Raw genomic sequence first — 19,387 nt, 5'->3', positions numbered from 1 at the left:
AATATCTCCTTAAAACTGCTATTAATTTAATCGCGTGACATCATATAGGGAATTGATTAGAAGGTAAATGAATCGATGCGGAATTCCATTGCTAATTTTGCAGATTTTTAGTTTTATCTCAACGTGATGGTATCATCATGATTCCTATACGCATGCTAATAGCTGTTTTACAGCAAGCTGTGGATTGGCAGCTTGCGTAATAGCGGAAATAAGGGCAACCCCACTTACCCCAGTTGCGGCAACCTCCGTTATGCGCTCTTGATTTATTCCCCCAATAGCAACTAAGGGATAGCTTAAAGTACGTTTCCAGCGCAGTAGATTTTCAATACCTTGAGCCGCATATTCCAAATCTTTACTCTGGGTGGGATACACGGGGCCAATTGCAATATAAGAAGGATTAATTGCATGCGCCCGTGCGACTTCATGATAGCAATAAGTGCTTACACCTAATAAAAGCCCTTTGGCTTGAATAGTCTGCAAGTCTGCTGTCTCCAAATCAGCTTGACCTAAATGAATCGCCTCTGCCCCAAGCTTCAATGCCATATCCCAATGATCATTGATGAATAATGTTGCCTGATGTTCCTTAGCTAAAGTGATACTACGTTTCATTTCATCTTCAAGACTATCGGTGCGCTCTTTAATGCGTAATTGAACAGTTTTTACTCCCATTTTTAATAAAGCCTCTACCCAATCCGCGCTATCAACAACAGGATACAGTCCTAAATAATGAGCGGGTTTAAACGGTTGGGGGGCTGCATGTAAGGGGCTTGAAGCGATATAGGGAAGATCGAGTTCAGCCTCAGGAAAACCACCATAATAAAGTTCCGTTTTAGCCAAACGTATTGCCTGATTGACATACATCTTCGCAATAACCAATGCATCCTCCAGAGGATAACCCAGTACTAATGCCGAGGTAATTGCAGTTGAAAATGTAGTCCCTGCTCCTGAGTAGTTAGCCTCAGCATAACGGCGTTGAGTAAGCCAGAATGAACGGGTACCATTGCTCCAATAATCATGAACCCATAGTGGTTCACGTTGTTGCTCCCCTTTAATAAGTACACTGTTTACTCCAAATGCAAGTAATTGCGCGGCCGCCTTTTCACAGGCCTCTTGTGAATTAATTATACAATTTAAAAGAAGCTCTACTTCATGAACCTTAAGAATCCACAGATCTATTTTAGAGCCTGTTTTCTGGATGCTCTGCAAAGGTAAAGAACAATCCACAACGACAAAACCAGGGTATTGATCTAAAGTGTGAAGAGCCTGAACGGCTTCGTCCGCTGAGGTAGATGCCCCTATTTTTATAGCATCTGGAATTACATTCCTCTTCGCAAAAGTAAGACCTAGCCCTTGCACTGTTAATACATCTGCGGTACTTCCTGTAATAACCCTAATGGTTTTCATTATGACTCCTGAATGTAAGGACCTAACAATCTGAGAATAAAATTTACAATTATAATGAAAAATGATTAATTATTGAATATAATGGCGCCCGGTTAAAAATAATTAATACTAAAGGAGAGAATATGCCCCGCGTTCGCGTCTATAACGGCCCCGGCTATTACGGTCATGGCCACTATCATGGTCACCGTAATCATCAAGCTGATACCGGTGTTTTTTTAATGTTTGCAGGCCTTTTACTGGGTTCACCATTTCTTTTTATTCTTGGCTACTTTGAATATATGACCGCTCCTATGTTGATTGCTACAAGTAGCACCGCATTCTTAGGCCTATCTACTTTAAGCCTTAGCGCACTAATCGTTTATGGTTCTATTGGTGTAGCTTATATGTTCTCTGGTGCGAGAGAATGTTATAGCAGTGAGCATGGCCCTTTAGATTTATTAAAATCACGCCTTACTAACGGTGGTTTATTCAATACTATTGGTGCAGTTCTTTGGTCTCCATTCTTGCTGGTTGGTGGAGTAGCGGGTGTGGCAGCTAAGGCTGTAGTGAATGTGTTTAATTCCAAGCCATCTACTAAAAATAATAGTTCTAATCCACGCAACGATCTTTTTGATGACGAAGATACAGACGAAGAAAACGATTTATTATCTTCTTCTCATTCAAATCACTCCTCTCATTCACACCATTCAAATCATTCTTCTGATGAACACTCATCAGACTATAGTTCAGATGAAGAGGATAATTTTGAATCTCCACGTGAGAAGAAGGATGAGTCTCCTTCACAATGGAGCACCGAAGGTCATGTAGAGCCAGTACAACCGCTTTCAGCTGATTTCCGTTTGCCAATAAGCAAAAGCCAAGAGAACCTATCATCTTATAACAAAATGGCATCTGGGCTCAATTTCAGTACAGTTCCCAAAGATGATTCTAGCGTAGGTTACGTGCCAGTGCCTGATACTAATCTTTTGCGCAAGTCTCTACCAACAGTATCTGCACAAGATCAAGTAGTGCAACACGAAGAAGTACCTGGATTAAAATAAGAAGATCCAATAGGCTTGGCGTAGAGTTTTTTTTACGCCAAGCATTTATCAAGATCTCAAAGTGGACAGCAAATGTCCAGGATGAAGTAGTAAATTAATCGCATCGAAAATATTTGTTACTATAATATCGGCAGCCATCACAGCCTCTTTTGCAGCCCCTTCCGGACCTAAGATAATCACCCCTACCGCTGATTCCTTCATGATTTGTTGATCATTTCTGCCATTACCTATGGAGATAGTACTTTGGGGATTTAATTTCTGTATATACGCCTGTTTCGCCAAACCTTGCTCTCGTTGTGGAGTGATAAACACCGTACAAGGTATGCCTTTTAGTTCGTCTCTCGCGGTGCCTAAACTATCGCCAGTCACCACGTGAATATTAATTTTTTCGGCTAATGCAATGAGCTGCTCAGCAACACCTTTGATTAAAATACCATCAACAGCTAAGGTACCATTATAATCAAAGATCACGTCCGTGAGTGTTAGGTCTTCAAAGCCTAAGATATTAACGTTTATCATGAATAATCCTTTATTGTTTACTATCTATAAGCTTAATTGGTTTTTGCTAATTCGCCATCCAAAATACATTATGCTGAATTAAAAATCGCTGGCAAAGTAAAGGGGTATGCTCAATTAAGTGATGAAAATAAGCCTTGGTAAATTGTTGGGTGCAAACAGGACAAGTACAGGTCGAATCAATTGGCTCAAATTGTATTTCTGTAACTTTATTAGTTAAATCAATCTCACCTTGTCGGCTATAAACCTTGCCATTAAAGGCTGCATTGACCGGCGCATCTGTTTCAATATACTCTACGCCTTGTGCACGCAGGTGGTTTATGGATTCTGCATTAAAATCACCCATCACGTAACGTGGAACCTGTGCCCATTTCTCCAATAAAGAAGCATCTGTCTCATGGAAATAGACCCCATGCTCTTGACTAGGCTGGTATTGGCTTAACTCTTCTGCATTAAAAAAAGGCATAATAGATTTCTTCAAAATCGTCCAAAGTTGTGGGCAATCCTGAAGAATTTTTTTAGGAAGAATTACTGCGTCAGGATTTAAATGCACGATAAGCTCTACCAATTCCATTGCAGATAGTTTAGTTTTAGAACCATCAAAAGGTGATTTAAGAAGATAAGTGCCCTCTCGATTGGCACTTAGTGAACTGGCATTTAAAATAATCGCGCCGGACCACCCCAAGTATTTGGACAAAGATATCTTTTTTAACAAGGCAATACCAGGCTTATAGAGTAGAAACTCTAAAGAGAATGATAAGGTATTTACTTTTGCTTCCTGCCAATTAGCAGCAGTTAAGCATAAGCCTGCCTCTGAAGTGCCTACTGGTATGTAACTTTGCGTTGTTGCCAACATTCACTATCTCCCTTTAGAGCAATAAACTGGTATCACCATAACTAAAAAATCGATAACCTTTCGCAATTGCCTCTTGATAGAGAGCCATTGCTTCTTTATGGCCGATAAATGCAGAAACTAACATTAATAATGTAGATTCAGGCAAATGAAAGTTTGTCATTAAGCCATCACAAATTTTAAATTCATATCCAGGATAAATGAAAATATCCGTATCTTGACTGCATGGGGTAAGCGCACCATTTTGAGCCGCACTTTCCAAACTCCGTAATGCCGTGGTGCCAATTGCAATCACACGGTTTCCAGCAGCTTTAGTCGCCTCCACCGCCGCACAAAGCTCGGGGGTAATTGTAAAGTGCTCGCTGTGCATTTTATGTTCTTTAATGTCGTCACAACGTACAGGCCTAAAAGTACCTGCACCTACGTGAAGTGTAACATAAGCAATCTGGACACCACGTGCCTTTAAGCTGTTTATTACTGCATCATCAAAATGTAATCCTGCTGTTGGCGCTGCCACAGAGCCCTCATATTGGGCATAAATAGTTTGATAGCGATCTTCATCTAAATCTTCATCACTGCGTGTAATGTATGGGGGTAAAGGGATATGCCCTACTCCATGCAATAACGTCAATACATCCATATTGGCTTTACAAACAAATAAATCATCATTGCGGTCAATAACCTCTAGCTGCTTTTCTTGAGCTAAATAAATTACGGCGCCAGGCTTTAATGCTTTACTGGCTTTTATATGGGCTAGAAAAGTAAACTCTCCAGTAATCCGCTCAACCAATAACTCTACCTTACCGCCTGTTGCCTTCTGTCCATAAAGACGCGCCGGGATAACTTTAGAATTATTCATGACTAAAAGATCACCGGGTTTAAGAAAATCAGCAATCTCTTTAAATTGGTGATGGCCATACTCGCCACTTTGGCGATTATAAGTTAAGAGCCGAGAATCACTGCGATTAGCTAAGGGATATTGAGCAATAAGCTCAGCGGGTAAATCAAAATAAAAGTCCTGCTTATTCATGGTGCAACCTGGAAATAAATTGGTGCCATTATACACTGAATGTAAGTTGAAGTGGAATCCTAGTATAGGATGAATGGTTAGGACTCAGGGCATAGTAGCGTAGTAGCCCGTATTACAACTTCGTCTAATACGGGCTATTTTTTTAAACAATTGGTGTAACTGCATTGAGTTCTGGAGCTTGCAATTTAGCCATTGCTTTTTCTAAAGCAGGAATCCTTAAATTCAGTTCCCCTGCCTTGTTAATCCACTGCAACTCAGAAAGCACTTCGCGAACATCACTTCCATTTTCAGTAAAGGCATGTTGCAAAATTTCATCAAGGGTTGCCGTTTGGTATGGAAGACTTGCTTTTTTATGTCCAAAAAAACCTGAATGCGTTTTTGCCAATTTATCTGCATAGCGGGTGCAAAAGGCTTTTTGTAATTGAGCAGAAGAAACATTTATCACTGGATTAACATTGTCTTCTGGTTCAGTAAATGCAAATTGCGGATTGTATTTTTTATAAAACTCATTTCCTAATATTGCGTGAACATCTGCTGTCGGATGGATATCATCCCAAAATGCATATCCCTTAGCTGGAGCTGTTTTATTAGGTAAAATCCTAAAATCTGGCGAGGTAGTAAAAGGTTGTTTTAACTTAGCGGGATCCAGGCCATATTTTTCTGGATTACTATAAGCCTGAACAAAAACACTATTGATGTCGAAAACATCAAAATAACAGTGGGGAAACATCGTCTTAAATTTTTCACAGGCTTTAGCCAGTTCCTGATTAAAATAATTAACACATTGATGAGCATTAGCGCGAGCCTTTTCTCCTGAATCGCCCGTCTTATTTTGAAAACGTGGCGTTAATGAAAGATCAGGTAAGTTAAACCAGACAAAATTGCGGTATCCCTTTTGCAGAAGCACTTCAATATTTTTTACTCGTTCTTTAATTGCTCTATCAACTTCAGCAATTGATGGCTCAGCATTTACAGTGATTAAGTCATTTGCTCCAGACCATTCAATAACTAGTGTTTGCTCTTTTTGTAATTCAGTTACGTGGTTTTCTTCATCGTAAGCTAAAAGTTTTTCACGCTTTTTCTCTAAGGTAGATAAAATAATACGGCTGAAAAACCGGGTGATACTGCTGCTTGGTTTCCAAGCATAATTATAGGCGCTTAGACCACCTTCGTCATAAGAGCGAATAAAATCACGTCCTTCAAATGTTACATAAAGATCATTATCGAGGTTGTAATCATAACTAAGGCTGTCCGTTACCCCTTTTTCTTTGGCAATTATCGCGTCAGCAAGATCATCATTACTGTAGCCATATTTTGCTTTAAGCTCTTTAATTAGAAAGTCATTAGCAAAAAATGCGCTAATTACATCTGCCCAAACATAGCCATTGGTAAATCTTCCTTTTGGAGACGTTCCTATGAGCCCGGCAAACCATGCCATGGGGATACATCCAAATAATTGAGCCTTATCTACAGTTCCTCGATCGCTTAAACTATCTCCCATCATTACAATATGCGAAATCTTTTTCATGATTATTTTTCCTTAATTGTGGAGTAATACAAGCGCACTGAATAAGGTACAAACACTCATAGTGACCAACTGCATCCAGATTTACGGCTAACTCAGGTTTATAAAATTAAATTAGACAACACCTGGATTTAATATGGTTTACGATTTATGAGTATGCAAGGAACTATACGAATATTTTTTTTGAAAAGTGCTGTATTATTAGAAGCTTAGATTCCAAAATAGAAGCACAATGTAGAATATTTGACGTTACGAAGATTTTATTTACAAAATAAATGGGGGCTCTATTGCTTTTTTTTAAAGTACTGATAGCCTATCACTCCCCCAACTACGGAATTGGGAACCATGGAAATATCAGCTTTTTGCTGATATAGCAAACTAACATTTAATGGAAAAAAGGAACACCTATGAAGTTCTTCAAGCTTGGTCTTTTTATTAGTTTCATTGCCTTTAACGTGCAGCTACATGCGGGCGAGTACATGTATAAAAGTAATTGCCGAACCTTCGATCATCTCGGACTTTTTGAACAGTGTCTTGATAAGCAATTGGCCTTTTATGATGGTAAATTAAATGGTCTGTATTCCAGCTTTGGTGGTAATAAGGCTCTAGAACAATCAGAATTATTATGGATTAAATTTAAAGAAACGGATTGCCGTTTTATGTCACGCGCCGCTCAAGATGCAGTACGTGCACGTTTGGTTTATAAAGCTTGTGTTCTTGAAAAAACTAAAATACGTATTAATGAATTGAAAAACTCAGTTTCCTATGGCGGATGGTTTAGAAGCGTTTAACCGCATTTCCTGCATTGCCGTTGCGGGGAAAACCTGGTTGCTAACTTAAGGGATTTTGTAGGCTGGTGCTGAGTGCAACGAAGCCCAGCGCCGAGGCTCAATGCCACATCCATGCTGGGCTTCGCGATGCTCAGCACTAGCCTACACTTCATGCTTGGAGCTTAAGTAAGTGCCATTAGTTGCTAACAACCAGGTTACATTAGAATTAACGTGTTGGATTTAATTCAAGTAAGCTTTCTTCTTGTTTTTGTGACTCTTCGGTTTGGCTCTTGATTAAAACCAAAAACGGAATAAATGCCAGAGCAAAGGCAATAGAAAGCTGATATAGCCCCATCCAGCCTATGGCCATTTGAATGGAGGCTGCCACCGGGCCTGAAATAATACGAGGGATCGTAGATAAAGCTACCAGCATGGAAAATTGGGTTCCCGTATATTGCTTATTCACTAAACGCATAAATAAAGCAACTAATGCAGTAGATCCCATGCCGGCAGCAAAATTATCAAAAAAGACCGCAATCGATAATAAGACTACGTTTTTGCCAATCATTGCTAAGGCCACAAATAAAACATTGGTTAAGGCTTGTAATAAACCAAACGCAAATAAAGCTCGATACAATGAGCAACGGGTTAATATAAGTCCTGCCAGCAAGCCACCTAATAAGATAGAGCCAACTCCTAACATCTTATTGACATATCCAATAGTATCTAAAGAAAATCCTAAACCCTGAATCAAAAATGGCATGACAATGCCACTAGTCGTTGTGGTAAAAGCTTCACCCAACTTGTAGCAAAAAATAAAACCTAACAAATAAATAATACCGGGACGTATTAATAATTCTTTAATAGGGGCTATAAATGACTGGGCAAGAGGAGCTTTCTGTCTTGGTACTGTGCTTGGCTCTTTACTGAATAATGTCGCCAGCATACCAACACTCATCAATAGCCCCATAAAGCGGTAAGTAAAAGCCCAACCTAATTTTTGTGCCATAACCAAAGCAAAGCCACCCGAAATTAATAAAGCCAGCCTATAACCAAATACGGCTAAAGATGCTCCTAATGCATGCTCAGGCACTGGTAAATACTCAGCTCGGTGAGCATCAATTGCAACATCTTGAGTTGCAGAAAAACAAGCTAAAACAAAGGCTAATACAGACAAAAGTTTTGGATGCTGCTCAGGAGTAAACCAAGCCATTAAATTAAATCCCACCAGCAATAAACATTGCATAGTCAAAATCCAACTTCGTCTCTTACCTAAGGAAAATAGAGAATAGCGATCTAAAATCGGTCCCCAAAAAATACGATATGCATAGGGCAAACTGATTAAACTTAAGGTGCCAGTAACGAACACAGACATTCCATTGGACGCATACCAGGCTTGCAGCGTACTGCTGATTAATGCCATGGGCAAACCAGAAGAAAAACCTAGAATGAAAATGATCAACAGACGCTTGTTCATTATCAAATCACTTGAAGCATAAAAGAAGTGGAAGCTCACCCTGGGATAGAACACCAGGGTGGACAAGGAATATTAAGCTGCTGCTTTTTTAACAGAGATCAAATGAATTTTGAAAATCAAAGTCTCATTAGGACCAATAGGACCACCAACACTTCGTGGGCCATAAGCTAAATCGGCAGGAACAAAAATTTCCCAAGTAGAACCAGCAGGCATTAATTGTAATGCTTCAGTCCAGCCTGGAATAACTTGTGACACTTGGAATGTAGCAGGTTTACCAGTTTTTTGAGTGCTGTCAAATACAGTACCATCAATTAAAGTACCAGTGTAATCTACAGTTACAGTATCTTCTTTTCCTGGCTTAGCACCTGTGCCTGCTTCAAGAATTTTATATTGTAAGCCACTTGGTAATACTACCACACCAGCTTTTGCTTTATTAGAGCTTAAAAACGCTTCGCCTTTAGATTTGTTTTCTTCAGCTTTTTTATTGAATTCTGCGCTGCGCTTAGCCATTAAATCTTTTTGAAATTTATTTAGAACATCTTTCATTTGCTGTTCAGTTAAAATCAATTGAGCGCCAGACATTCCATCTTGCATTCCTTTCGCTAATACTTCAGGATTGATATCAATGCCTTGACTTTTAAAATTTTTCCCTAAATCTGCACCGATACTGTAAGACAATTTATCTTTGTCCGTAACTAATGCATCAGCAGCCATTGCAGTAGACATTGCAAGCCCTAAAACGGCTGCAGTGACCAATCTCATCTTCATAAAGAATCCCCTTTTAGTCTTTTGCTTATAGTAGATATCTTTCCCAATAATTGAAAGATATAAAACCTTGAAAAAATCCTCGTTTATTCTGCCTAAAAATACATTAAATTACCAGTAATATATAATTTAATTAGAAATAGACAAAGAGGTAAGATCCTTCTACACTTGCCTCTATTTAAAACAAGAGATAGAAAACTCATGAACATTAGTGTATTTGATTTATTTTCTATTGGCATTGGCCCCTCAAGCTCTCATACCGTAGGCCCTATGCTTGCTGCGAATGCATTTTTAGCCTTACTTGAAGAAAAACAATTAATCAATACGACTGAACGGGTTAAAATCGAGCTCTATGGCTCGCTAGCCTTAACTGGAAAAGGACATGGCACCGATAAAGCTATTTTAAATGGTTTAGAAAATAAAGCCCCTGAAACTGTAATACCTGAATCCATGGTACCACGCATGGAAGAAATCCTTAGGACACAAACATTAAATCTCGCGGGCAAAAAAAATATTCGATTTGATAAAACAACTGATTTTCCATTTCTGCAAAAAGAACTTTTACCCTTGCACACCAATGGCCTACGTTTTTCCGCCTTTGATAGTCAAAATAACTTATTAATTGCCCAAGTCTATTATTCAATCGGTGGTGGGTTTATTACCACAGAAGAAGATTTTCATAAAGCTACAGAGGATGCCAATCCGCCTCCCTACCCCTTCTCAACCGCCGCTGAATTATTAAAACTATGTGAAGACAATAAGTTAACTATTGCTGAGCTTATGTTCCAAAATGAATTGACCTGGCGTAGCGCTGAAGAAATTCATAAAGGAATTCTGGCCATTGCCAAAGTAATGGATGAGTGTATTGCAAATGGTTGCAAACATGAAGGAATTTTGCCCGGTGGCCTTAATTTAAAAAGACGCGCACCAGCGCTCTATAAGAAATTAATGGATCAGCAAGGAGTTAAAAGCGTATACGAAAATTCGGATATCATGAATCAACTCAATTTATACGCCATGGCCGTTAATGAAGAAAATGCTTCTGGCGGACGTATCGTTACCGCACCAACTAATGGTGCTGCCGGCATTATTCCTGCCGTCTTAAAGTATTGCCAGCAAGCGCATGATCGCATGAGCAATGAGGATGTTTATACTTATTTTCTTACTGCCGCCGCTATTGGCATATTGTATAAGAAAGGAGCCTCGATTTCTGGTGCAGAAGTTGGTTGCCAAGGCGAGGTAGGAGTCGCCTCTTCGATGGCAGCAGCAGGACTTACTGCTGTGTTAGGTGGAACCGTAGCCCAAGTGGAAAATGCTGCGGAAATTGCCATGGAACATCATCTGGGTATGACTTGTGATCCAGTTTTAGGATTGGTGCAAATACCCTGTATTGAGCGGAATGCCATGGGCTCAGTAAAAGCAGTTAATGCCACGCGTATGGCTTTGATTGGGGATGGGCAACATCACATCTCCCTTGATAAAGTTATTAAAACAATGAAACAAACTGGGATGGATATGCAAAGTATATACAAAGAAACATCTATGGGTGGCCTGGCTGTTAATTTACCAGAATGTTGAGCTATGTTTATCAAAAGGTGGGCATGTTTTTGCTTTTAATGACACGGGGCTAAATTTCACCGAGGTATATGAGTTAAGTAGCTCTTGCTAAGGAAACAATGTCCCTAAGCTGATCGCGGTACTTTACTCCAGAGCATGCATTTAAATTTATTTGTTACATTTTTATCAACTGCAAATATCTAACAGAACAACTCTTTGATACTGCCCCTTGGCTAAACGGGGCAGCTTTTTCAACCCTGCGTTTATGGCAATGGCTGAGTATTTTTAGACTCTGCTGCTTGTGAAACAGGAGCACTGGAAGTAAAGAAACCAAATTGGCTTACTACATTTGGATGCGCTGCAGTCTTAGCTTGTTGCGCTACGATCAATTGTTCTATGGCATTTTGAAGCAGTACATCTATATCATCAATAATACTTTTTAATTGAAACCTATTTTTATCAAGAAAAACGTCCAGGATTTCCTTTTTCACATTAGTATTATTAAAAAACGCAGGTTTAAGGACATTGATTTCTGCATATTCATTTAATATCTCTGCAATTTCATTTTGGCTAAGGCTTAAACTAAGCAAGGCTGTTGCTCCAATTTTAGCAGCAACTTCAAAAAGAGTAGTGGGCTTATCTTTTGGATGAAGACCGAAATGTTGTATGTCTTTAATAGGTTCTTGCGTTTTAACCGGAGCTTGTTCTGCAGGTACGGATTGGTCGCCTAAATATATCCTGCCATAATTCTCATGAAATAATTGTTTCTCTTCGTCAGTAAGGTTTTGGTTAAATAACAATTTAGTTAGGATTTGTTTTACTTCGAAAGCAGGGCATAAATTTTCTTTATATTGTCGAAGTCTTTCAGCACTCATCGATGGCTTAGAAAAACTTCGGCTGGAATAAAATGCATCCAGCCCTATTGGTAATAAATTTTCAAATTCCAAGTCGTTGTAGCGTGGTTGTCTCAAATTTAAAAAGGAGCGTAGCTGTCTATTTGGGGTATCAATTAATTTAATGTTTAATATAAAACTTCCTTTTCCTCCGGGTTGGAATTCTAAATATAAGCGCCCAATCTTAGCTTTTACTACAGAACGCCCCTGCACCGCAGGCGGTATAACAAAGTCATCTTCTTCAAATAAATGAGTTTCTAATTCGTTTTCATTAATAGTTTGCAGTTCTCGGATATTATAAATCATCGTAGGTTGAGATACAGGTTCACCATTAATTTTTTTGTAACTAGGAAAATGTTGAATTTCCTGGGAGCTTAGCTCAAAAAACTTATTTTTTTTATCATTCAAATTCGTAATGGGGATGGCTGGCGTTTTATTACTATGATTATTAGCTAGTAAATAATTCTTTAACGCTTCTGGAGGCAATAAAGCCTCTACATCTTTTAAAAGGTCTGCATCGTCACTAATGAGATTTAATAATGAGTCACCATTAGAGTTTGGAGTTTGCATTACAGCTAAACGCTCATTGACAGATAATGATCTCAGAGCAACCAGGAGGAAGTCTTTATCAGTATAGTTATCGTGAAGATATATAGAGCCGTCGAATTCCATACTTAACAGCGCCAGGCGGTGATATTCTGGAACCAAATCAAGAATCATCTGTAATTGATTGGTATTCGAAACTCCAAACATAGCCGGGTAACCTCTCCTGGTACCAACACTTAAAATCCCCAATAGTTCGTCAGCAGGCACTAACTCAAGAAGCATTTTTAACTCTTTGTTATTAAGATAACTCCAAATTATAGAGTCTTTCTTATTGTTAAGACTTTTTATCAGCCCAGCACGCTCATTAATTGGTAATAGCTCAAGAAGTATTTTTAGATGGGTAATTTCTTTGCCAAGAAGTTGTAAGGGAATATTACCAGTTAAATCTTTCGCATTCATTGCTGCTGCGCGTTTATCAATAGGCAATAATAATAGAATGCTCTTCAAACCTTCTATATCCTTATTTTTTGCCAAAAGATGCAATACTGTATTACCATTTTCATCAGGTTTATTTAATGTGATTAAACGCTCATTTTCAGTCATGGATTCAAACGTACTTATTAAAGTTTTCGTATCACTGGCATTTAACATTATGAGCTTTTTCCTTAGAATGAAGAAAATGAGCGGAGTGTAACATGAGTTGCTATTACACAATAAGACCACATAATTTGAATCAGATAAAATTAATCAACCATTTTAACATACTCTGGTACATTTCATTCAAACTCATCAAGATGATGTGGCTAATTACGAAAGCAACCCTGGCTATACTTTTTTAAAGTTATGCAATTAATATGGATGTATCAACTGCTTCAGAGCCTAGAGCGCTAATACTCTCGGCATTTTGCAGAATTTCTCCATAGACTTTTTGTAGACGACAGCTATGCCAACTGGGGAAAAAGCCCACTTTTAAATGAGAATGTGTTGTTGCTTCTACTTCTTTTTTCAAATTCTCATATAAAACCTGAAAACGTTGGTTCTGGGTTCCTTCCTGTTGATCTAATAGCTCAATCTGGTGCTTAAGACGTGCTATTGAATCCTTACGATCCTGGTGATGCGTTCCATAACTCAAATAACGCGTAGTTTCTTGCTCAATTTGGTTTTTTAAAATCATGTATTGCAAGGCATCTAAACTTAATGGCGCATTAGTCCAATCCTTTTTCGCAATGAGCGATGCCCACTTTTTAGACTCATGAAGTATAGAGGTAAATGGCGCGTAAGAGCGTGAGGAGCAATGCCATCCAAAGCAATTAAATTCACGCGATCGCCCTAACTCACTCTGCTCGGTTTTAATAAGGTGCACTAATGAGCTATAGCGCTGTCCATCATCATTGTCCCCAATTTGTTCTATCTTTTGCAAAAACTGTGCTAAGGCTTCATTTTCTCCTGTGCCATAGGACTGCGCCTCTTGCGCCATAAGCTTTTTTAAGAACAAATAATGGAAGGTATCAATAGCGTCTTGTTCGATTTTCTTTTTTGTTTCCGCTATTTTTTGCTCAAAGATAATTTTCTGTTGCCTTAGCTTTAAAATAAGCTTGGCTGTACTCTGAATAATGTATTCTGCAGAATCATAATCTGGTGGAATTTTTTTATTTAATTCGCTAAAGGTTTCATCTAATACTTGTTGCTGCTTTAAAAATTCACTCCATTTTTTTTCCCAAGAAAAATTCAGGCTATTTCTTTCTTTAAAACACTGCTCTAGCTTTTGGTCAGCGTCCTTATATAACAGTAAAAGAGCACTGATATTCTTTTGTAGCAAGTCATTAAGTTTACCAGCCCCCTGTTGTTTAAAAAGCAACAGTTTAGCCTTATGACCTTCAAGATTTCGTCTCATGCTTTCCAAAGACTCATAAACAGAAGCCCCAAATGTCTGACTTTTTAATTCGCTTTCAACAATGACTTTAGCGGTGCCATTTAATTGCTTCAACCAATCTAGCTTACCATCAATATGTTCACTTAATGACTTCTGTTCGCTGATTTGATGAAGTGCATCTGTATCCTTCGAGCGCACTACTTCATTAATAGTTAAACACTCATTTAGATAAATGAGATCACGAACATTCATGCGTGCCCATGCCTTATAATAATCAACTTGTTCTTTGACCTGTTTCATAGCCAATCCCAGCTCATCCCATTGCTGAGCTACATTATTAGCTGACGGTATATTCTTAAATTTATTAAGTTGCACCTCTCTAATTTGGGTAATAAGTCCACTAATTTTTTCTGCTTTTGTAACGAATTCAATTAATGGACCAATGCGTACCGATATATTATCATGGCTAGCTAATAACCCTTTCACCGAAGCAAGTAAAGGAGTTATCTTAGCACTAATTTCATCCCAAAATTTTCCAATCAATAAGTAAAGCTTTTCCTGTGCTTTATAACGTTTTGTATCACCTACATATACGCCCACATGCTCTGCAATAATTTCTTCCGTTATGTATGGTGGTTCTATACGAATAATAGGGACTATTTCATTGAGCACTGCATCAAGTTCATTAATTGCTTGGTATAAGCTTGTACAAGCAATCTCTTGGGTTATCTCCGAAGTTTTAAATTGCTGGAACAAATTATCTAATGTTTGCAACCTGTCTTTGTAATTAAAACTGATAAGGTGCTGATAATGTAGTAGTAGATTTTGCGCTTCATTAAAACCTTTAAATAAAGGATTAATAGTAGTTTCTTCAAACGATATTCCACTGAGCTCTTGTAATCTTTTTTTACATCCATCGCATGCTGCCTGTATTTTATCTTTATCCAATACATCGGCATCAGACAGCCCAAGTAAAAATAGTGCTTTCTTTATTGGTTGATTAGCAAATTCTTTCTGTAGTAGCTTTTGTCGTTTCAGCTCGAAAGCGCTTACTTTATTTAGTTCACAAAGCTCCCAAGACCAAATAATTGCTCGAGTCGCATGAAATGTTGTATCTACGGCTAGAGGAGCTAAAAATGTCTTACAGTGTTCTAATGAGGAAGGGTCTGCTAATAAGCCTTTTTCAGCAAATAACTTAGCTAACTGCTCATAAGCTATTTTTTTCCTTGATATATCTTCAGCGTATACAGCAACTAAAGCCAAGCAAATACCCGCTTTGTACGCTAATTTTTTATCTGTTTTATTATTTGCTTCGAGCACTAAGCTTTCAGCATGTTTCCATAAAGATTCTATATCAATATGAATAATTACTTCTTTGCTATTTAACGTAAGGAAATTGCTAATATTTTTATAATCATCTTCCAATCCACCATTTAGAGTACCACTAAAGTAGCTGAGATAACTAAAATAGCTGTTATAGCAATTGCTTTTTAAACGGGTGTAAAGCTCGGGGAAGTCTTCAGGTTTTGCCCAGGGATTTTCTACTTGTAACAAAATTGCTGTAATCAATGAATCATTCATTTTATAAGCCCTCAGAGTTTTTTAAATACCAGGTCCATTGACATTCGAGCTCTTGAGTGGACTGTAGATTGGGTCAGTACAACACTTATTGCATTAAATTAAGCATTTATCATTTCCCTTGTAAAGAATTCCCCATTATAGTGGCTCTAAGCCTTGCAAGAATGGATTACCTCTACATGGAGAAGGAAGATTCTTACTTAACTTAATGGTAGTGGGTACGACACTAAGGCCTAACCTACCTCTAAGCACAATAAAAAATATATCACTCGGATGTATAAGGGTCAACCATAATGCCCATCTTAAGCTTGTTGTGTTTTGAAAGACCAGGCAAGGGGGGAGTTGTGATTAAAAAATGCATCGCTAATGGCATAATTGATTACCACAGCAAGTTCATCATTAATGTAGAGCAAAGGTATACACTCACGCTGCCAAGGAGGTACTTGCCATTCTTGAAATAATTTCTTTAATTGTTTGGTTTGCCCATGTAAGAAGAATACTTCTCCTCCCTGTCTAAATCGTATCGTTATTCTTGCTTTTGGAGGTATAACTAAGCCTTGGGTGGTTGGCTCAGCAATAACACAAAGACCAGTAACTCCTAACATTAAAGGGGAAGGAAACTCATCCCACTCACTGTGTTGTGGCAAAATAGCTTTATTTTTTTTATCCACATAAAGATATTGTTGGTAGCGGCGAATCACCACCTCATTCCAGTTAACTTGGGGTTCAGCATCAATGCGGGCGAAAATGAGCTCATCGATTATTCGATGTAATAACGCTGTTGTTGGTACTTGTATTTGTCTTTTTTTCAACCAGGATCTGAGTACGTTAACAATGCGGGCAAAGTCTAGTTGAAGAAGTGGTGTAATGCATAAGGAATCACTTGCCAAAGACAGTTCTGGGCAATCCTGTGAGGCTAATGCATCTAAATTACTTTTGGCCTGCTGACAATGCATGGCTGTGCGGGCAATATTTCCCAACGCCCCTGGCCATTTGTCTGCAAGTAAAGGTAGAATTTCTTGACGTAAATAATTACGCGAGTAACTTATGTCCTGATTGCTTTCATCCTCAATCCAAGACAGCTGCTGCGCCTTAGCATAATTCGCCAACTGGGCACGAGAGCTATTTAGAAATGGTCTAGCGATTATTCCTTTCTTCCAAACGCCCAGCTCCGTCATTGCGGCCAAACCATCAACCCCAGCTCCACGTAATAATTGCAAAAGCACTGTTTCAGCCTGATCATCTTGATGATGACCTAAAATCAAACAATCTCTTTCTGTCAGTAGGTCAGAAAATACCGCATATCGAGCGATTCGTGCTCGTTCCTCAAGATTTGCGCTGTGATCAAATTGTACTGTCTTAGTGATAAAGTGAATGTCTAAATGACGACAAAATTGCTCACAGTGCTGTTGCCAGGATATGGCATTAGGACTTATGCCATGATTAATGTGTACTGCCAATAACTTAGAATGCAAAGAAGGATGAGAGGCAAGGGTATGTAACAGTACGGTTGAATCAAGCCCACCACTGAAGCCTAGAACTAATTTATCAAATTGTTTAAAACGCGAGAGCCACTCCGCATTTAATAGTGTCTGATTCATTGCACTACCGTTCATATTGGTTGGGTTTATAGTGCCTGAGCTCTTGTCACTTGATACTCAAAGTTACTAACCGCTGTATACTTCATGGTGAGCGCAGAACCTAGAACAATGCCGTAGAACATAGTTACTGGGTTGCTTCGCAGCGCTCACAATGACAAATGAATGGCGGGAGTGAACAAAACTAGCTCACAGCCCCCATAGCCATAAATTTTTGATATCTCTTTTCAATAAGCTTATCTACAGGCATCTTCTTTAATGCCTGCAACTCAGTTACCAGGATTTCTTTTAAGCGCGCAGACATTTCATCTACATTGCGATGAGCGCCACCTAAAGGTTCAGGAACTACCCCATCAACCAATAAGTTTTCATTTATTTTATCAGCAGTAATCCGCATTGCTCGAGCAGCATCAGGGGCTTTTGCTGCATCCTTCCAAAGTATCGAGGCACAACCTTCTGGGGAAATTACTGAATAAATACCAAATTGCAGCATAAGAACCCGATCACCTACGCCAATAGCCAAAGCACCTCCTGAACCCGCCTCACCTGTAACGATGCAAATAATAGGTGTCTTTAACCGTGACATTACAAATAAATTACGTGCAATTGCTTCAGATTGGTTGCGCTCTTCCGCGCCGATTCCTGGATATGCACCGGCAGTATCAATAAAAGTAATCACGGGCAAGTGGAATTTTTCTGCCATGTGCATTAAGCGTAATGCCTTTCGATACTCCTCAGGGCGTGCCATACCAAAATTACGGTAGACTTTTTCCTTGGTGCGCTTCCCTTTTTGATGCCCAAGCACCATTACAGGCTCGCCATTTAAACGCGCTAAACCACCAATAATTGCAGGCGCTGCGGAATGGCTACGATCACCATGTAATTCCTGGAAATCAGTGAAAATACGCTCAATGTAATCCGTAGTTTGAGGTCGCAAAGGATGGCGAGCCATCTGAGCAACTTGCCAAGGCTCTAAATTAGAAAAAACTTGCGCGGTTAATTCAGAACATTTTACCTCAAGACGGGCGATCTCCTCGCTTAAGTTTACTTCATTGTCATTACCTACCATCCGTAGTGCTTCAATTTTCTGATTCAACTCTTCAATTGGTTGTTCAAAGTCCAAAAATTGTCGGCTCATTCAATACTCTTTGGTAAATTAAAATATCATGGTATATGATAACCTATAATTACTAATTGATGCCAGATTCAACAAAAATATGATTACTACAGGATTTGCCGATTTAGATACGGATAATTGCATATTACATGAAAACCGAATTGACCTTTGGCAATTTTCTTTAGCCGAAGACCTACCTAATGCAGCGCAAATATTGAATGAAGAAGAACAGGCACGCGCTGCTCGCTTTTATTTCAGCAAGCATCAACGGCGTTTTTCTACTGGACGAGTAACATTAAGAATTATTTTAGCCCGCTATTTGAATACTAGCCCTGAGCGCTTGGAGTTCTCATATAATTTCCATGGTAAACCTAAAGTCATTAACTCGGCACGCCTACAATTTAATCTTAGTCATACTGCCGATTTAGCCATGCTCGCGGTGGGAAAAGGCTTTCCTATGGGTATTGATGTTGAAAAATATTCAGCTCGCCCATATGAGGGAATCGCGAAAAATTCATTTTCTGATCAGGAACTTGCTGAGTTTAGTAAGGTTCCCCGAGCATTGAAGCCTGCAGTATTTTTCCATATTTGGTCACAAAAAGAAGCCTTTATTAAAGCTTGTGGATTGGGGCTTGCCTATCCAACCAAAGATTTTAATGTACCTACATCTATCCCCACTCAGCAATTAGTGGATGACCCCTTAAATAATATGACTTGGCAATTACGTTCCTTCATGCCTGAAGTGGGTTATAGTGGCGCTCTATGTTACCATCCCACAGTTAGAGAAATCAGACACGGAATAATTCAGATCCAACCTAATACTACAACTCTGAGATTTTAGCTGT

The 19,387-nt window shown here is 38.9% G+C and carries 15 protein-coding genes; 4 read left to right on the top strand and 11 right to left on the bottom strand.

Annotation, left to right across the window (positions count from 1 at the left end; translation table 11 throughout):
• Positions 1-144 precede the first annotated feature (144 nt).
• On the bottom strand, positions 145-1,404 hold the full coding sequence (gene thiE / locus BN3124_RS10370) for a thiamine phosphate synthase (protein ID WP_058534728.1): 1,260 nt from the start codon (positions 1,402-1,404) through the stop codon (positions 145-147).
• Between the two features lie 122 nt (positions 1,405-1,526).
• On the opposite strand from thiE, the gene BN3124_RS10365 reads away from it, so the two are divergent.
• The gene (locus BN3124_RS10365) at positions 1,527-2,444 is read left to right on the top strand and encodes a hypothetical protein (RefSeq protein ID WP_058534727.1); all 918 of its coding nucleotides are present in this window, start codon (positions 1,527-1,529) and stop codon (positions 2,442-2,444) included.
• 48 nt (positions 2,445-2,492) lie between these two features.
• Here BN3124_RS10365 and BN3124_RS10360 read toward each other — a convergent pair whose 3' ends face one another.
• The 4 genes from BN3124_RS10360 to BN3124_RS10345 all read right to left on the bottom strand — a co-directional run bounded on the left by BN3124_RS10360 (position 2,493) and on the right by BN3124_RS10345 (position 6,371).
• A complete protein-coding gene (locus tag BN3124_RS10360) occupies positions 2,493-2,963 on the bottom strand; it encodes an HAD family hydrolase (protein WP_058534726.1) in 471 nt (156 codons plus the stop codon).
• A gap of 46 nt (positions 2,964-3,009) precedes the next feature.
• Positions 3,010-3,816 (bottom strand): tRNA-guanine transglycosylase, encoded by an 807-nt coding sequence (locus BN3124_RS10355; protein WP_058534725.1) that lies wholly within the window; start codon positions 3,814-3,816, stop codon positions 3,010-3,012.
• Between the two features lie 13 nt (positions 3,817-3,829).
• A complete protein-coding gene (gene queA, locus BN3124_RS10350; RefSeq protein ID WP_058535872.1) occupies positions 3,830-4,843 on the bottom strand; it encodes a tRNA preQ1(34) S-adenosylmethionine ribosyltransferase-isomerase QueA in 1,014 nt (337 codons plus the stop codon).
• Between the two features lie 142 nt (positions 4,844-4,985).
• Entirely contained in the window at positions 4,986-6,371 is a 1,386-nt protein-coding gene (locus BN3124_RS10345) for an SGNH/GDSL hydrolase family protein (protein ID WP_058534724.1), read from the bottom strand.
• Between the two features lie 404 nt (positions 6,372-6,775).
• Between BN3124_RS10345 and BN3124_RS10340 the strand changes: the two genes are divergently transcribed.
• Positions 6,776-7,159, top strand: coding sequence for a lysozyme inhibitor LprI family protein (locus BN3124_RS10340; protein ID WP_058534723.1), 384 nt, complete (start codon positions 6,776-6,778; stop codon positions 7,157-7,159).
• Positions 7,160-7,364: 205 nt separating this feature from the next.
• Here BN3124_RS10340 and BN3124_RS10335 read toward each other — a convergent pair whose 3' ends face one another.
• A complete protein-coding gene (locus BN3124_RS10335; RefSeq protein WP_058534722.1) occupies positions 7,365-8,615 on the bottom strand; it encodes an AmpG family muropeptide MFS transporter in 1,251 nt (416 codons plus the stop codon).
• A gap of 72 nt (positions 8,616-8,687) precedes the next feature.
• Positions 8,688-9,383: a BamJ family beta-barrel-assembly machinery protein gene (locus BN3124_RS10330; protein WP_058534721.1), complete on the bottom strand. Its 696-nt coding sequence runs from the start codon at positions 9,381-9,383 to the stop codon at positions 8,688-8,690.
• Between the two features lie 198 nt (positions 9,384-9,581).
• On the opposite strand from BN3124_RS10330, the gene BN3124_RS10325 reads away from it, so the two are divergent.
• Positions 9,582-10,958, top strand: coding sequence for an L-serine ammonia-lyase (locus tag BN3124_RS10325; RefSeq protein ID WP_058534720.1), 1,377 nt, complete (start codon positions 9,582-9,584; stop codon positions 10,956-10,958).
• Positions 10,959-11,200: 242 nt separating this feature from the next.
• Here the strand turns inward: BN3124_RS10325 and BN3124_RS10320 are convergent, their stop codons facing one another.
• The 4 genes from BN3124_RS10320 to BN3124_RS10305 all read right to left on the bottom strand — a co-directional run bounded on the left by BN3124_RS10320 (position 11,201) and on the right by BN3124_RS10305 (position 18,563).
• A complete protein-coding gene (locus BN3124_RS10320) occupies positions 11,201-13,027 on the bottom strand; it encodes an ankyrin repeat domain-containing protein (RefSeq protein ID WP_058534719.1) in 1,827 nt (608 codons plus the stop codon).
• A gap of 190 nt (positions 13,028-13,217) precedes the next feature.
• Entirely contained in the window at positions 13,218-15,830 is a 2,613-nt protein-coding gene (locus BN3124_RS10315) for a hypothetical protein (protein ID WP_058534718.1), read from the bottom strand.
• A 299-nt stretch (positions 15,831-16,129) separates the two neighbouring features.
• Positions 16,130-17,428 (bottom strand): tRNA lysidine(34) synthetase TilS, encoded by a 1,299-nt coding sequence (gene tilS / locus BN3124_RS10310; protein WP_058535871.1) that lies wholly within the window; start codon positions 17,426-17,428, stop codon positions 16,130-16,132.
• Positions 17,429-17,609: 181 nt separating this feature from the next.
• A complete protein-coding gene (locus BN3124_RS10305; protein ID WP_058534717.1) occupies positions 17,610-18,563 on the bottom strand; it encodes an acetyl-CoA carboxylase carboxyltransferase subunit alpha in 954 nt (317 codons plus the stop codon).
• Between the two features lie 79 nt (positions 18,564-18,642).
• Here BN3124_RS10305 and BN3124_RS10300 point away from each other — a divergent pair, with 79 nt between their 5' ends.
• Positions 18,643-19,383: a 4'-phosphopantetheinyl transferase family protein gene (locus tag BN3124_RS10300; protein WP_058534716.1), complete on the top strand. Its 741-nt coding sequence runs from the start codon at positions 18,643-18,645 to the stop codon at positions 19,381-19,383.
• The last annotated feature ends 4 nt before the right edge of the window (positions 19,384-19,387 follow it).

The organism is Legionella saoudiensis (assembly GCF_001465875.1).
GTDB lineage: Bacteria > Pseudomonadota > Gammaproteobacteria > Legionellales > Legionellaceae > Legionella > Legionella saoudiensis.
Note: the sequence above shows the minus strand (reverse complement) of the source record. Positions and strands in the feature narration are given on the sequence as shown.

Coding starts and splice junctions, on each gene's coding strand:
- BN3124_RS10330 (WP_058534721.1), bottom strand. CDS start 9,383: ATGAAGATGAGATTGGTCACTGCAGCCGTTTTAGGGCTTGCAATGTCT.
- BN3124_RS10320 (WP_058534719.1), bottom strand. CDS start 13,027: ATGTTAAATGCCAGTGATACGAAAACTTTAATAAGTACGTTTGAATCC.
- BN3124_RS10365 (WP_058534727.1), top strand. CDS start 1,527: ATGCCCCGCGTTCGCGTCTATAACGGCCCCGGCTATTACGGTCATGGC.
- BN3124_RS10325 (WP_058534720.1), top strand. CDS start 9,582: ATGAACATTAGTGTATTTGATTTATTTTCTATTGGCATTGGCCCCTCA.
- BN3124_RS10340 (WP_058534723.1), top strand. CDS start 6,776: ATGAAGTTCTTCAAGCTTGGTCTTTTTATTAGTTTCATTGCCTTTAAC.
- thiE (WP_058534728.1), bottom strand. CDS start 1,404: ATGAAAACCATTAGGGTTATTACAGGAAGTACCGCAGATGTATTAACA.
- BN3124_RS10345 (WP_058534724.1), bottom strand. CDS start 6,371: ATGAAAAAGATTTCGCATATTGTAATGATGGGAGATAGTTTAAGCGAT.
- queA (WP_058535872.1), bottom strand. CDS start 4,843: ATGAATAAGCAGGACTTTTATTTTGATTTACCCGCTGAGCTTATTGCT.
- tilS (WP_058535871.1), bottom strand. CDS start 17,428: ATGAATCAGACACTATTAAATGCGGAGTGGCTCTCGCGTTTTAAACAA.
- BN3124_RS10305 (WP_058534717.1), bottom strand. CDS start 18,563: ATGAGCCGACAATTTTTGGACTTTGAACAACCAATTGAAGAGTTGAAT.
- BN3124_RS10300 (WP_058534716.1), top strand. CDS start 18,643: ATGATTACTACAGGATTTGCCGATTTAGATACGGATAATTGCATATTA.
- BN3124_RS10335 (WP_058534722.1), bottom strand. CDS start 8,615: ATGAACAAGCGTCTGTTGATCATTTTCATTCTAGGTTTTTCTTCTGGT.
- BN3124_RS10360 (WP_058534726.1), bottom strand. CDS start 2,963: ATGATAAACGTTAATATCTTAGGCTTTGAAGACCTAACACTCACGGAC.
- BN3124_RS10355 (WP_058534725.1), bottom strand. CDS start 3,816: ATGTTGGCAACAACGCAAAGTTACATACCAGTAGGCACTTCAGAGGCA.
- BN3124_RS10315 (WP_058534718.1), bottom strand. CDS start 15,830: ATGAATGATTCATTGATTACAGCAATTTTGTTACAAGTAGAAAATCCC.